Genomic DNA, 14286 nt, shown 5'->3' with positions numbered 1-14286 from the left:
GCATTGCATAAAACGTTTTACGTTCCTAGCTTGATGCGCGCCGCCCCTCTGGGCAGGCACCCTCACCAGCTCCGAAGGAACGCGCGTGGAACTGCACACCCTCACGACCGAGACGACCGACCCCCGCGAGCGCGGGACCCTCGTCGGCACCCGGTTCGCCCCGCAGGTGCGGCGGGTCGCTGAGCTCTACCGGGAGCACTTCGCCGTCCTCGGCCTGCCCGAGGAGCAGGTCCGCGACATCGCGGGGCGCAGCCACGAGGCGCTCCGGGCCTGGGCGCCCGCCCTGGCCGAGGAGTCGGACGCCTGCGCCGACGCCGCCGGCGCCGAGCGCTGGACGGTGGCCGCCGTCGGCGCCCGCACCGAGATCCTCGCCGGCTGCCCGCAGCCCGGGAAGGGCGAGTGCTCCACGGCGGTGTTCGCCCCCGCGGGCGCCGCGCCGCAGACGGTGCAGACCTGGGACTGGCACGACCTGCTCGTCCCGGACGCGCTGCTCCACCGGCTGACGCCCGCCGAGGGCCGCACGGTGAAGCTCTTCACCGAGTTCGGCGCCCCCGGCAAGATCGGCGTGAACAGCGCCGGGCTCGGCGTGCACTTCAACATCCTCTTCCACGTCTCCGACTCCGGGAGCGGCGGCGTGCCCGTGCACGCGGTCGCCCGCCGCATCCTCGACGAGGCCGACACCCTCGGCCAGGCCGTCGAGATCGCCTCGACGGCACGCGTCAGCGCGTCCACCTCCCTGACCGTCGTCACCGCCGACGGCTCCGCCGCGAGCCTGGAACTCTCTCCCGCGGGCCTCGCGGTCGTCCCGGCGGGGGAGGACGGCTGGCTGCTGCACACCAACCACTTCCTCGACGCCGGACTCGCCGCGGCGGACACCGGCCCGGCCGACTCGATGACGGTCGAGCGGCTCGCCCACCTGCGCGGGGTGCGCGCCACGATGCCGGGACTCCCGCCCGCCGAGCGGGCGGCGGCGTTCTGCGGGGACGCCGGGGCCGACGCCGTCGTCTGCATGCGGCCCGACGCGCACAAGCCGCCGCACGAGCAGTGGGGGACCCTGCTCACCATCGGTCTCGACGTGACCCGCTGCGCGATCGACTACCTGGCCGGCGCTCCCCACGAGGCCCCGACGACCGGCCTCGCGCGCTTCTGAGCCGTTCCCCTTTTCCGCTCCCTCCCCACCCCGAAGGACCCGCCATGACGGAGACCGTCCGGCCCGGCCTCAAGGCCCAAGCGGCCAGAGGCACACGCACCTTCCTGATCTCCGGATTCGGAACGGCGCTGGAGTTCTACGACTTCATCATCTACGGCCTCGCCGCCGCGATCGTCTTCCCGACGGTCTTCTTCCCCGAATTCGACCGCACGGTGGGCACCCTGGTGGCCTTCGCCGCGTTCGGCAGCGGCTTCGTCGCCCGGCCGCTCGGCGGCATCGTGATCGGTCACTTCGGCGACCGGATCGGCCGCAGGTCCATGTTGATCCTGACACTGCTCGTCATGGGCGGCAGCACCTTCCTCATCGGCTGTCTGCCCTCGTACGGGACCCTGGGCATCGCCGCGCCGGTCCTGCTCGTCGGCCTGCGCCTCGTCCAGGGCTTCGCGGCGGGCGGAGAGTGGGGCGGCGCCTCCCTCTTCGGCATCGAGAACGCCCCCGAGGACCGGCGCGGTCTGTGGGGCAGCTTCACCAGCGCCGGCATCGGCATCGGCAGCCTCTTCGGCACGGGCGTCTTCACCCTGATCACCCTGCTCCCGGAGGACCGGCTCGAAGCCTGGGCCTGGCGCCTGCCGTTCTGGCTGGGCGGCCTCCTGGTGCTCGTCGGCGTCCTCGCCCGCAGTCGGATGCCCCAGGAGGAGCGCCGCACCGAGAGCGCGCCCCGGGTCCCCATCCTGGACTCCATCAAGCGGCACCCGCGCCAGATGCTCCTCGCCATCGGCGTGGCCTTCGGCTACAACACCCTCGCGTACATCGGCACGATCTTCACCGTGACCTACGCCGAGGAGCGCGGCTACAGCTACACCGAGTCCCTGCTGCTCCAGGTGGCGGGCTCCGTCGCCTTCACGATCGCCGTCCCGGTCATGGCCCTGCTCTCCGACCGGAAGGGCCGCAAGCCGGTCGTCATCCTCGGCACCCTCGCCTACGCGGCCTTCTTCTTCGTGTACTTCCCCCTGGTCGACGGCCATGTCCTCGTCCTGGCCACGCTCGCGTACGTCGTGGTGAACGTCCTGATGGCCGCCCCGCAGGGCTGCATCCCCGCCTTCCTCGGCGAGCAGTTCCCCGCCGCCACCCGCTACTCCTCGCTCTCCGCCACCTACCAGACCGGCGCCGCGCTGGGCGGTGGCACGGCGGCGACCGCCGCGACCGCCCTGCTCATCGCGTACGACGGCAACCCCCTCGGCGTCGGCCTCTACTCCGGTGCGGCGGCGCTGGTCCTGGTGCTGTGCGCCTGGGGCCTGCGGGAGACGTTCCGGGTGCCGACGGCCCGGCTCGGCGAGCGGGTCGCGGAGCCCGCCGCCGAGCGGGTCACGGTCTGAGACCCGCCGCCCGGACTAGGAGCGGAGGAACGCGCGGACCCCCGCGGAGACCGCGTCGTCGCCGAGGAGCGCGTTGTGGTCCAGACAGCCGGCGCCGTTGTTGACGGCGCCGGCCAGCGGCACGCTGCTGTCGGGGTTGATGACCTCGTCGCAGTTCGACCACCAGGTCGCGTACCGCACGTCCCCCGGGGTCTCGTCGCCCTCCGCGAGCTTCTTCTGGACGTAGGAGTTCGGGGTCATGTCGCGGCAGGCCTGGTCCCACAGCGCGCACGCCCACGCCGTGCCGGTGCCGTGGTTGGGGCCGGCGAGGGAGACCCAGTGGTCGACGGAGGACCGGCCGGCGGCGTCGAACTTCACGTACCAGCGGGTGACGAGGCTGCCGAAGGAGTGGGCGACGAGGTCGACCCGGCTCGCCCCGGTCTGCCGCTTGACGCCCTCGACGTACGCGGCGAGCTCGCCGGACAGGACCTCGTTGACGGACCGGTGGGTGTCGTAACCGAAGGAGAACAGCTCGGCGTCGGTGTACCCGTCGGCCGCGAGGTCCGCGCGCAGCCCGCCCCAGACGCCGGGGTCGGCGTTGTAGCCGTGCACGAACACGACGGGGACGCGGGGGGACGAGGCCGGGGCGGGAGCCTCGGCCCGGACGGGCGCGGCCGACAGGAGCAGGGACGTGACGACGGCGAGCAGTGGAACGGCGGTCCGGCCACGGAATCTCAACACGCTTTCCCCTAGGATGAGTTACGCACGAGTAGTCACGAGCATGGTGGGGGTCCGAGGGGCGGATGGCCAGCCCTGGGCGCGGCTTCGTCGGCCCCCGGTTTCGTCGGGTGATCGCGAAGGGGGACGCGCGTGCGGGGGAACAGGGGAAGTCGGGGGAGCGGCGGGGACGGCGGGCGGGGCCCGGACGTGGGGCGCCTTCGCACGGCAGCCGAGACCGGCGACGTCACGGCGATGTTCCGGTACGGCCTCCACCTCGGGACGCACGGCGACCGGGAGGACGGCGAGCGCTGGCTGCGCCGGGCGGCCGCGGCGGGGCATCCCGAGGCCGGTGTGACCCTCGGCGTCCTGCTCCACCGGTGGCAGCGGCCCGCGGAGGCCGAGCCGCTGCTGAGGGCGGCCGCCGGGGCCGGACACGTACGGGCGATGGAGATCGTCGGGTACCTGATGCGGCAGCGGGGCGAAGACGCCGAGGGCGTCCTCTGGTACCGGCGGTCGGCCGAGGGCGGCAACCCGTACGCGATGGCCGTCCTCGGGGACCTGGACCGGGAGCGGGGAGCCCTGCCCGAGGCCGAGGGCTGGTACCGGCGGGCCGCCGAGGCGGGCCTCGCCGACGCCGCGTACGTCCTCGGGAAGCTGCTGCACGAGCGGGGCGAGAGCGCCGAGGCCGACCGCTGGGCCCGCCGTGCCGCGGCCGGCGGCAGCACCGCCGCGATGAACACCCTCGGAATCCTCGCGCAGGAGCGGGGGGACCGTGAGGCGGCGAAGGCCTGGTACCGCAAGTCGGTCGCGGCCGGTGACGACGAGGGCGGGCGTCTGCTCGCCGGGGTGCTCACCGACGCCGAGATGCTCGGCGAGCTCGAGGCCTGGCTGACCGAGCGGGCCCGGAGGGGAGACGTCGACGCGTACGTCGCCCTCGGGCGGGCCAGGGAGCGGAGCGGTGACCTGTACGCGGCGCAGGGGTGGTACGAGAAGGCCGCCAAGGCGGGGCACGTCGGCGCGATGATGCGGCTGGCCCGGCTCTCGGAGGAGCAGGGGCACGCCCGTCAGGCGCGGGCATGGCGTCGGAAGGCCGCCGAATCCTGAGACCTCTGTGACGGATTGAGGTGGTTCGGCGGCGGTCCGCGGGGGTCGCCGGGGAACTGGTGCCGCCACAGGGGTTGTCAGTGCAATTTCACATTACTATGTTACAGCGCACACGGCCTGATGAACGCCCGTCATACGCCGTGCGAACCCGACCAGTTCGCGAACCCATCCCCGCGCCACCCCCCTCATCAGCTGGAGTTCCGTTGTCCCTCCACCGACGTGTGCGCTCGTCCCTCCTCGCCTCCGCCATCGCCGTCACCGTCCTCGCCTCCGCCGGCCAGGCCGGTGCCTTCACGACCGTGACGGACGGACAGCCCGCCGCCCCCGCGCCCCTGCTCGGCGCACCGGCCCCGCAGGCGCAGCCGGGAGCCAACCCCTTCGACGAGGTCGAGCACCTCGCCACCGCCCCGCGCACCACCTTCGGCCCGGCCCCCGCCCCCGGCGGACTCGCCACCGGCCGCGTCCCCGGCCGGGCCCCGGCCGCCACCACCGCGCGGTCCCTCGCCGCGGCCGCCCCCGGCACCACCGCCGCCGGCGTCCCCTGCACGCTCGACGGCATCACCGGCCTCGCCCCCGAGCAGTTCGCCGACTTCCTCGCCGACCCGGCGGTCACCGCCGACGGCTGTCTGCGCACCCTCATATGGACCTGGGACGCCCGGCTCGCGCCCGTGATGTCCGACGCCCACGTCCAGGCCGTCGCCCGCCGCATATCGAGCCTGTCCGCCGCCCACGACGGACGGAACTCCTCCCACCTGGAGGAGATGTTCACGTACCTGCACGCCGTCGCGTACCACGACTTCTCGCGCGGCGAGATCGACACCACCGACGCCCCCACCGTGGACGCCGTCCGCCGGGCCGTCGCCGACTTCGGCGCCGCCGCGCACACCTTCGACGTCACGGGCACCAACGCGAACACCCTCCGCGAGGCCCTCAACGCGGCGAGCGCGCCCGGCCTGCGCCAGCACCAGCTCGGCCTCATCAAGCGGGTCCTCGCCACCATGGACCCCTCGCACACCGCCACGAACCTCGACCCGGCCTGGGCCGGTGCCGCGCTCGCCGGCCTCTCCGTGAACTACCTCGGCGTCTACCCGGGCAACCAGGACAGCGCCTTCCAGGCGGCCGCCGCCGCCGACCCCGCCTACCGCGCCGCCTTCAAGGCCTTCGCCGGCTACAGCCACCTCAAGGGCACCGCCAACGCCTGGGTCGTCCGTGACGCCCTCGGCGAGTACGGCCGCTTCGGCCAGATCGCGGCCCTCAAGGACGGCATCGTCGCCGACCTCGGCCCGCTGCTCACCACCGTCGTCGACACCTTCGGACGCGGCAGCCAGCCGTGGGCGAAGGTCGTCTCGTGGCTCAACTTCTACGAGGCCTGCAAGCCGTACGGGGTGTGCAAGGAGGACATCGAGAAGCAGCTCTTCCCGTACACGTACACCTACGACAACGGCGGCATCAAGGTCCGCACCGCGCTCGACCGGGCCACCGTCGACCAGCTCTACTACGCGAGCAAGCAGGTCAAGGCCCAGTTCCACCGGGTGATCGGCACCGATCAGCCGCTCGCCGGCGACACCAACGCCACCCTGAACATCGTCCTGTACGGCTCCCGCGCCGACTACGAGAACTACCACCCCATCCTCACCGGGATGGACACCAACAACGGCGGCATCTACATCGAGCGCGGCGCCACCTTCTACACGTACCAGCGGCGCGTCCCGCAGGACTCCTCCCTCACCCTCGAAGAGCTCTTCCGCCACGAGTACACCCACTACCTGAACGGCCGTTGGGCCGTCCCCGGCTCCTTCGGCGAGGGCCCCTGGTACCAGGGCGACCGCACCACCGCCATGGACGAGGGCACCGCCGAGTTCTTCGACGGAGCCACCCGCGACAACGGCATCGCCGTCCGCAAGTCCCTCGTCCGCGGCATCATCAACGACACCGCGGGCGGCGGCCCCCGGATGAACATCCGCCAGATCCTCAACGCCACCTACGCCGGCGACGGCTTCCGCTTCTACAACTACGCCGGCACCTTCTTCGAGTTCCTCTGGACCGAGCGGCCCTCGCTGCTCCGCGAGATGTACACGAACCTGCGGGCCAACGACGTGGCCGCGTACGACGCCTGGCGGGCCCGGCTGGGCTCCGACGCCGGCCTCCAGCGCGACTACGACCGCTTCCTCGACACGCAGATCGCCAAGGTCGACCAGCTGTACGTGCCCAACACCACGTTCACGCCCAACGACCAGCTGCGGGACTCGGCCCTCGCCTCCGTGAAGTCCGCCTTCGCCACCGCCACCTACAACACCCCCGACTGCGTCGAGAACGGCGAGCCCGGCAAGCGCCGCTTCGTCTGCACCGGTCGGATCACCGCCAACCTGTCGGACGCGAACAGCCCCGACCGGAACTTCAAGGACATGTCCGAGACCGTCGACTACTTCATCCTCGACCGGGCCGGCGCCGTGTCGAACAACCTGGCCGACATGAACTGCAGCTTCGGGCCCATCGACATCTGGTCCACCAGGGTCGCGGGCACGTCGAGCTACAGCTGCGAGGGCCCCCTCCGCAGCTGACCCACCCACACCGTCCGGGCCGGTCCTTCCACGGGGGGAGGGGCCGGCCCGGCACCGCACCACTCCCTCCGGAGGACGTACGACGTGAGCACCACCCCGCACTCGGTCCACACCACCGACTACCACACGGCAGGCGAGCCGTTCAGGATCGTCGCCGAGGACCTGCCGCCCATTCCCGGCGACACCGTCGCCGAGCGCCGCGCCCTGGCCCTCCGGCTCGGACCGCTCGACGAGCTGCGCCGCCTCCTGGTCCGGGAGCCGCGCGGCCACTCCGGCATGTACGGCGGGTTCATCGTCCCGCCCGACGACGACGGCGCCCACTTCGGCGTGCTGTTCTGGCACAAGGACGGCTACTCCACCGCCTGCGGCCACGGCACCATGGCGCTCGGCGCCTGGGCCGTCGACACCGGACGGGTCCCGGCGCCCCACGACGGCGACGTCCCCGTCCGCGTCGACGTGCCCTCGGGGCGCGTCACCGCCACCGTGCACCGCGCGGACGGCCGCACCACCGGCGTCACCTTCCGCAACGTCCCGACGCGCGTCCTCGACCGCAAGGTCCCGGTCACCCTCTCCACCGGCACCGTCGAGGCCGACCTCGCCGACTCCGGCGCCGTCTACGTCTCGGTCCCCGCGCGCGCCCTCGGACTCGACACCACCAGGGCCTCCCTGCCCGCGCTCGTCCGGGCCGGGCGGGAGATCCGCGCCGCGTTCCCCGAACATGACGTGTACGGCGCCATCCTGTACGAGGACCTGCCCGACACCGCCACCGGGCCGCACCAGCGCAACGTCACCGTCTTCGCCGACGGACAGATCGACCGCTCACCCTGCGGCTCCGGCACCTCCGCCCGGCTCGCCCTGCTCGGCGACGAGGGGCGCCTCGCCCCCGGTGAGGTCCTCACGCACGAGTCCGTGGCCGGCACCGTGTTCACCGGCCGCCTGCTGCCCGGCGGGATCACGGAGGTCACCGGCACGACCCACCGCACCGGCACCCACACCTTCGTCCTCGACCCGCACGACGACCTGGGCACGGGGTTCCTGCTGTGACCACCACGACCGCCCCGCTCCGGATCGACGGCCCGGCCATGACCAGCCTGCTGACCCCGGCGGCGACGGCCGACGTCCTCGCCGCGGTTCTGCGCGCCGGACTCGACCCCGAGACGGCCCCGCCCCGCACCGCTGTCCCCGTCCCGGCGGGCGAACTCCTGCTCATGCCCGCCGCCGACCACGCGTACGCCGGCGTGAAGATCGCGGGCGTGGCCCCCGGCAACCCGGCCCTCGGCCTGCCCCGCATCACCGGCTCCTACCTGCTCCTGGACGGATCGGACCTCCGGCCCCTCGCCCTCCTCGACGGCGCCGCTCTCACCGAGCTGCGTACCCCGGCCGTCTCCGCCCTCGCCGTACGCCACCTCACGCCGGACGACCGGCCGCTGCGCCTCGTGCTCTTCGGCACCGGGCCCCAGGCCTACGGCCATCTGGAGGCCGTCCTCGCCGTGCGCGAGGTCGCCGAGGCCGTCGTCGTCGGACGCAACCCCGTCGCCGCCCGCGCCCTCGCCGGATACGCGCGGACGCTCGACGTGCCCGCACGCGCCGGCACACCCGGGGACGTGGCCGGGGCCGACCTCGTCGTCTGCTGCACCACGGCCCGCGAACCCCTCTTCGACGGCGCCCTGGTCGCCCCCGGCGCCACCGTCGTCGCCGTCGGTTCGCACGAGCCGACGGCCCGGGAGACCGACACCGCACTCGTGACCCGCGCCGAGGTCTACGTCGAGGCGCGCGCGGCGGCGCTCCGCGAGGCGGGGGACCTGCTCGTCCCCCTCTCCGAGGGCGCGATCGGCGCGGAGCACATCACGGGCACCCTGGCAGACCTCGTACACGGCCACACGCCCTCGGAGCGCCCGCGCTTCTTCAAGAGCGTGGGCATGGCCTGGGAGGACCTCGCCGTCGCGAGCGCCCTGTACCGCGCGGTCCTCGGAGCCTGAACACGTCGACGCCGGCACCGCTCGTGGGGAGCGGTGCCGGCGTCCGCGTGTCCGGGGGTGCCGGTCACGCCTCCGTGCGCGACAGACGCGCGGGCGGCGCGGCCGCCCGGCGGTGCCTGAGGTTGACGACGACGGCCCTCGCCACCGCCGCGGGGCTGAGGAAACGCGGCGGGCCGATCAGACGGGACGCGAACAGGTGCATGTGCCGCGCCAGGGCCCCGTCGCGCGCCGCCCCCGAGAACATCAGCCGCTCCACCGGGTTGAACGGCCGCCCCTTGGCGAAGTCGGCCGCCAGGAACTGGTGACCGCCGAGGCGCCGCCGGTGCCGCCGCGCGTACACCGCGAGGGACCTGTCGAGATCGCCCCCACCGGTCAGGGCCGGGGCGACCGCGTCCGCCAGCCACCGCGCGGACTGCAGGGCCCATCCGCAGCCCACGCCCCACAGCGGGTCGCCGGTCAGGGCGGCGTCGCCGACGAGCGCGAGACCCGGGGCGGTCGGCGTCCGGGTGTGGAGCGGATAGTCGACCGTGCCGGTGATCTTCGTGACGCGCTCGGCGGAGTCGATGGGCGGCGCGTCGGGCAGCGAGCGGACGAACGACAGGAAGCTGCCCTCCAGGTCCGCCCGGAACTCCGGCAGCCGCATCTTGTCCGGGAGCACCGCGACGACCGTGATGCCGTCGTCGTTCGGGAACGCGTACGCCATGTCGGGCACCAGGAACCAGGCGTGACTGATCCCGTCGGGCAGCGGCAGGTTCCGGAAGTGCGCCAGAAAGCCGAACCGCGCGTTCTCGTGCTTCCGGGTCGGCGCCCCCGCGAACGAGGCCACGGCCGAGTCCTTGCCGTCGGCGCCCACCACCAGACGGCCCCGGATCTCGCGCTCGCCCCCGTCCGTCGTCGCGCGCACGCCCACCGTCCGACCGGCCTCCTGGAGCAGTCCGGTCACCCGATGGCCGAGCAGCACGTCGACGCCGGGCGTCTCGGCGGCGCGGGACCTGATCAGCGGGTCGAGGGTGCTGCGCCGGACGTTGTAGCCGTACGGCAGCTCGGGGCCCGGCGCCGCACCCGGCTCGATCCAGCCCCAGCGGGTGTACCAGCGGGCCTCGTTGCGGACGGCCCCCGCCTTCTCCAGGGCGGGGAGCAGGCCGAGTTCCTCCAGGACCGGGGTGGCGTTGGCGGTGAGGGAGTGGGTGCACAGCGCCTTGTACGCGGTGGGGCGCGAGCGGCGCTCCAGGAGGGCGACGCGGGCGCCGCGCCGGGCGAGCAGGATCGCCGCGGCGCAGCCGGCGAGGCTCGCTCCGCTGATGACGACGTCGTAGTCGTGCCCCGCGCTCTCGGGCTTGCTCATGCGCTGGTCTCCCCCTCGTGATGTGCTGACACTTCTGTCAGGGACATGAGGACGACGGACATGAGCGATTGTCAAGAGCGCGGGCGTGGAATCGGATCCCCTCCGTGTCCTGGGCTCCCTTCCCTGTCCTCAGCTCCCGTCCGTGGAATCGGATCCCTTCCCTGTCCTCAGCTCCCCTCCGGCCCCTCGGGGAAGTGGCAGGCCACCTGCCGGGCCTCGCCAGGGACGGCGACCCGCAGTGCCGGTGCCTCGGTGCGGCAGATGTCCCGGGCCTTGGGGCAGCGCGGGTGGAAGGTGCAGCCCGGCGGGGGAGCGGCCGGGCTCGGCGGGTCCCCGAGCAGCGTGATCCGCTCCCGGGCCCGCTCCGCCGCCGGGTCGGGCAGGGGTACGGCGGAGAGCAGCGCCCGTGTGTAGGGGTGGGCGGGTGCCGCGTACACCCGCTCCTTCGTGCCGATCTCCACGATCCGGCCGAGGTACATCACGGCGACCCGGTCGCAGACCCGCTTCACGACCGAGAGGTCGTGCGCGATGAAGAGGTAGGCGAGGCCGAGTTCCCCCTGGAGCCGTTCCATGAGGTTGACGATCTGCGCCTGGACGGAGACGTCGAGGGCCGAGACCGGCTCGTCGGCGACGACCAGGCGGGGGCCGGTGGCCAGCGCGCGGGCGATGCCGATGCGCTGGGCCTGCCCGCCCGAGAACTCGTGCGGACGGCGGTCGATGTGCTCCGGGATGAGCCCGACCAGCTCCATCAGCTCGGCGGCCCGCTTGCGCGCCTCGGCGGCCGAACTCCCCTGGACCAGCAGCGGGTCGGAGATGATCCGGGCGACGGTCTGCCGGGGGTTGAGCGAGGAGTGCGGGTCCTGGAAGACCATCTGCAGGTCGCGCCGGAGCGGCTTCAGCTCCCGCTGGGACATGTGGCTGATGTCGCGCCCGTCGTACGCGACGGAGCCGGCGGTCGGTTCGAGGAGCCGCACGATCATGCGGCCCGTGGTCGACTTGCCGCAGCCGGACTCGCCGACGAGGCCGAGGGTCTCGCCCGCCGCCACGTCGAAGGAGACCCCGTCGACGGCCCGGACGGGCGCCGAGCGGGCCCGGCGCCCGGGGAACGTCATGGTCAGGTCCCGTACGCGCAGGAGGGGCGGGGGTGTGGTGGTCATGAGGGAACGCCTTCGTACGCGGGGAAGTGGCAGGCCGCCGGGTGCCCGTCCAGGCCGCCGAGCAGGGGCCGTTCGCCCGCGCAGCGGGCCCGTTCCTCCTCGGAGCCGGCGGCGGCGCGGGAGCAGCGGGGTGCGAACGCGCAGCCCGGTGCCGGGTCGAGCAGCGACGGCGGGCTGCCGGGGATCGCCCGGAGCGGCGCGTCGTCCTCGTCGTCGAGCCGGGGCAGCGAGTCGAGCAGGCCCCGGGTGTACGGGTGGGCCGGGGCGGCGAACAGGGCGTCCACCGGGGCGTGTTCGGCGGCCCGGCCGCCGTACATCACGAGGACGTCGTGGGCCACCCGGGCGACCACGCCGAGATCGTGCGTGATCATGACGACGGCGAGACCCCGGTCCTCCTGGAGGCGGGCGATCAGGTCCAGGATCTGGGCCTGGACGGTGACGTCGAGCGCCGTCGTCGGCTCGTCGGCGATCAACAGGTCGGGCTCGCAGGCGAGCGCCATCGCGATCATCACGCGCTGGCGCATGCCGCCGGAGAACTGGTGCGGGTACTCGCCGGCCCGGCGGCGGGGTTCGGGGATGCCGACCTCGCCGAGCGCCTCGACGGCCCGGTCGCGGGCCGCCGCGCGACGCGACCCGAAGTGGACCCGGTGGTGCTCGGCGATCTGCTCGCCGACGGTGTAGTAGGGGTGCAGGCTGGACAGCGGGTCCTGGAAGATCATCGCCATCCTCCGGCCGCGCAGCCGGTTGAGCTCGCGCTCCGCCAGGCCGACCAGTTCGCGGCCGTCCAGGGTGACGGAACCGCTGACCTCGGCGCCGGTGTGCAGGCCCATCACCGCGAGCGAGGTGACGGACTTGCCGGAGCCGGACTCGCCGACGATGCCGAGGGTGCGGCCGGGCGCGACGTCGAAGGAGAGGGAGTCGACGGCCCGGACGGACCCGTGCCGGGTCGGGAACGTGACCGTGAGGTCCCGCACCGACAGCAGGGGGGTGGAGTCGCCCATCAGTACCTCACTCGCGGGTCGACGACGGCGTACAGCAGGTCGACGGCCAGGTTGGCGACGACGATGAAGGTGGCGGCGAGCAGGGTGACGCCGAGGATGACGGGCTGGTCGCCGGTGGACAGGGCCCCGTAGAAGAGGCGTCCGACGCCGGGGAGTCCGAAGAGCGACTCGGTGATGACGGCGCCGGCGAGGAGCCCGCCGAGGTCCATGCCGAAGAGGGTCAGGACGGGGGTCATGCCCGCCCGCAGGCCGTGTTTGACGACGACCGTGCGGCGCGGCAGGCCCTTGGCGCGGGCGGTGCGGATGTACGGCTCGGCCATGGACTCGATCATCGAACCGCGGCTCTGCCGGGCGTACATGGCCGCGTAGAGCACGGCCAGTGCCAGCCAGGGAAGCAGCAGGTTGGAGGCCCAGGACAGCGGGTCGGAGGTGAAGGGGACGTACTGCGGGTAGGGCAGCAGCCCGGTCAGCCGGATCAGCCCGTAGATGAGCAGCACCGAGGTGAAGTAGACCGGCAGGGAGGCGGCGGCGACCGCGCCGACCATGAGGACCCGGTCGGTGAGGGTGTCCTTGCGGAGGGCCGCCGTCACGCCGGCGGAGAGGCCGAGGACCAGCCACAGCACGGCCGCGCCGACGGCGAGGGAGGCGGAGACGGGCAGCCGGTCGACGAGCAGGTCCCAGACGCTCTCGCTGTTCTCGTACGAGTAGCCCAGGCAGGGGAAGTCGCAGCGCAGGGCGTACGGGCCGGTCCCCATGGTGCGGCCGGTGAAGATGCCGGAGACGAAGTCGGCGAACTGGCGCCACAGCGGCGCGTCCAGGCCCATGTGGGCGCGGATCGCGTCCAGGCGCTCGTCGCTGCAGGCCTTGCCGCAGGCCGCGGCGGCCGGGTCGGAGGGCAGCACGTAGAAGATGGTGAAGGTGACGGCGGCGATCGCGAGGAGGACGCCGGCCACTCCGAGGAGCCGGCGGCCGAGGTAGAGGATCACGTACGTCCCCCGCGCGGGTCGAGGAGGTCGCGCAGGGCGTCGCCGAGGAGGGTGAACGCCAGCACGGTGAGGAAGAGGCAGAGGCTGGGGACGAGGAAGTACATGGGGTCCGTGTCGTAGTAGGCGACGCTCTCCGCGATCATCTGCCCCCAGGACGGGGTCGGCGGACGGACGCCGACGCCGAGGTAGCTGAGCGCGGCCTCGGTGGCGATCATGCCGGGGATCATGAGCGTGGTGTACGCGATGACGGGTCCCGCGACGCCCGGCAGGACGTCCCGGGCGAGGATCCGCCAGGGTCCCGAGCCGCCGACGCGGGCGGCGTCGACGTACTCGCGGTGTTTGAGCGAGAGGGTCTGGCCGCGGACGACCCGGGCCACGCCGGGCCAGCCGAAGAGGCCGATGACGAGGATCATCAGCAGGGTCCGGTTGACGTCCCGGGCCACCGACATCATCGCGATCATGAAGATGAGGGAGGGGAAGGACATCGTCAGGTCCATCAGCCGGGACAGGACGGTGTCGGTGCGGCCGCCGAAGTAGCCTGCGGCGATGCCGGCGGTCACCCCCGCCACCACGACGATCGCGGTGGCGGCGAAGGCGATCAGGAGCGAGACCTGGGCGCCGTGCACGACCCGGGCGAACAGGTCGCGCCCGGTGATGGGTTCGACGCCGAGCCAGTGCTCGGCGGAGACCCCGCCGAGCGGTCCGATCGGCAGTCCGCCGAGGTAGGGGTCGACGGCGGACTTGTCGAACTCCTCCGGGCTCCAGCCGCCCAGCGCGCTGATCAGCGGGGCGGCCACGGTCATCAGGGCGAAGAGGACGACGACGGCGAGGGAGACCTTGAGGGAGGTGCGGCGGCGCAGTTCCGCGCGGACCAGCTGCCAGGCCCCGCCGGCCCCGGGCACCGGAGGTGAGGTGGTGGTCATGGTCA

The 14286-nt window shown here is 73.3% G+C and carries 12 protein-coding genes; 6 read left to right on the top strand and 6 right to left on the bottom strand.

Annotated elements, in window-relative coordinates:
* The first annotated feature begins 85 nt into the window (after nucleotides 1-85).
* Nucleotides 86-1150, top strand: a complete 1065-nt coding sequence (locus ACN9MM_RS03575) for a C45 family autoproteolytic acyltransferase/hydolase (RefSeq protein ID WP_426362238.1) — start codon at nucleotides 86-88, stop codon at nucleotides 1148-1150.
* Between the two features lie 44 nt (nucleotides 1151-1194).
* A complete protein-coding gene (locus tag ACN9MM_RS03570; protein WP_426362237.1) occupies nucleotides 1195-2526 on the top strand; it encodes an MFS transporter in 1332 nt (443 codons plus the stop codon).
* Nucleotides 2527-2541: 15 nt separating this feature from the next.
* On the opposite strand, the gene ACN9MM_RS03565 is transcribed toward ACN9MM_RS03570, so the two are convergent.
* Nucleotides 2542-3213 carry an esterase/lipase family protein gene (locus ACN9MM_RS03565; protein ID WP_426368663.1) on the bottom strand — a complete coding sequence of 224 codons (672 nt, stop codon included), beginning with the start codon at nucleotides 3211-3213 and terminating at the stop codon, nucleotides 2542-2544.
* Between the two features lie 219 nt (nucleotides 3214-3432).
* Here ACN9MM_RS03565 and ACN9MM_RS03560 point away from each other — a divergent pair, with 219 nt between their 5' ends.
* The 4 genes from ACN9MM_RS03560 (at nucleotide 3433) to ACN9MM_RS03545 (ending at nucleotide 8869) form a co-directional block, all read left to right on the top strand.
* A complete protein-coding gene (locus ACN9MM_RS03560) occupies nucleotides 3433-4329 on the top strand; it encodes a hypothetical protein (protein ID WP_426362236.1) in 897 nt (298 codons plus the stop codon).
* Between the two features lie 203 nt (nucleotides 4330-4532).
* Complete coding sequence (locus tag ACN9MM_RS03555) at nucleotides 4533-6890, top strand: collagenase (protein WP_426362235.1); 2358 nt, start codon at nucleotides 4533-4535, stop codon at nucleotides 6888-6890.
* An 84-nt stretch (nucleotides 6891-6974) separates the two neighbouring features.
* Nucleotides 6975-7934 carry a proline racemase family protein gene (locus ACN9MM_RS03550; protein WP_426362234.1) on the top strand — a complete coding sequence of 320 codons (960 nt, stop codon included), beginning with the start codon at nucleotides 6975-6977 and terminating at the stop codon, nucleotides 7932-7934.
* Nucleotides 7935-7972: 38 nt separating this feature from the next.
* Nucleotides 7973-8869, top strand: a complete 897-nt coding sequence (locus ACN9MM_RS03545) for an ornithine cyclodeaminase family protein (RefSeq protein ID WP_426368662.1) — start codon at nucleotides 7973-7975, stop codon at nucleotides 8867-8869.
* A 64-nt stretch (nucleotides 8870-8933) separates the two neighbouring features.
* Here the strand turns inward: ACN9MM_RS03545 and ACN9MM_RS03540 are convergent, their stop codons facing one another.
* The 5 genes from ACN9MM_RS03540 to ACN9MM_RS03520 form a co-directional block, all read right to left on the bottom strand.
* A complete protein-coding gene (locus tag ACN9MM_RS03540) occupies nucleotides 8934-10214 on the bottom strand; it encodes an NAD(P)/FAD-dependent oxidoreductase (RefSeq protein ID WP_426362233.1) in 1281 nt (426 codons plus the stop codon).
* A 167-nt stretch (nucleotides 10215-10381) separates the two neighbouring features.
* Nucleotides 10382-11371 carry an ABC transporter ATP-binding protein gene (locus ACN9MM_RS03535; RefSeq protein ID WP_426362232.1) on the bottom strand — a complete coding sequence of 330 codons (990 nt, stop codon included), beginning with the start codon at nucleotides 11369-11371 and terminating at the stop codon, nucleotides 10382-10384.
* Nucleotides 11368-12372, bottom strand: a complete 1005-nt coding sequence (locus ACN9MM_RS03530; protein WP_426362231.1) for an ABC transporter ATP-binding protein — start codon at nucleotides 12370-12372, stop codon at nucleotides 11368-11370. Before ACN9MM_RS03530 ends, ACN9MM_RS03535 begins: the two co-directional genes overlap by 4 nt.
* Nucleotides 12372-13358, bottom strand: coding sequence for an ABC transporter permease (locus ACN9MM_RS03525; protein ID WP_426362230.1), 987 nt, complete (start codon nucleotides 13356-13358; stop codon nucleotides 12372-12374). Before ACN9MM_RS03525 ends, ACN9MM_RS03530 begins: the two co-directional genes overlap by 1 nt.
* Nucleotides 13355-14281 (bottom strand): ABC transporter permease, encoded by a 927-nt coding sequence (locus ACN9MM_RS03520; protein WP_426368661.1) that lies wholly within the window; start codon nucleotides 14279-14281, stop codon nucleotides 13355-13357. Before ACN9MM_RS03520 ends, ACN9MM_RS03525 begins: the two co-directional genes overlap by 4 nt.
* Nucleotides 14282-14286: the final 5 nt, after the last annotated feature.

This window comes from Streptomyces sp. E-08 (genome assembly GCF_049913095.1).
Lineage (GTDB): Bacteria > Actinomycetota > Actinomycetes > Streptomycetales > Streptomycetaceae > Streptomyces.
This window is presented reverse-complemented; position numbering and strand designations above follow the sequence as displayed.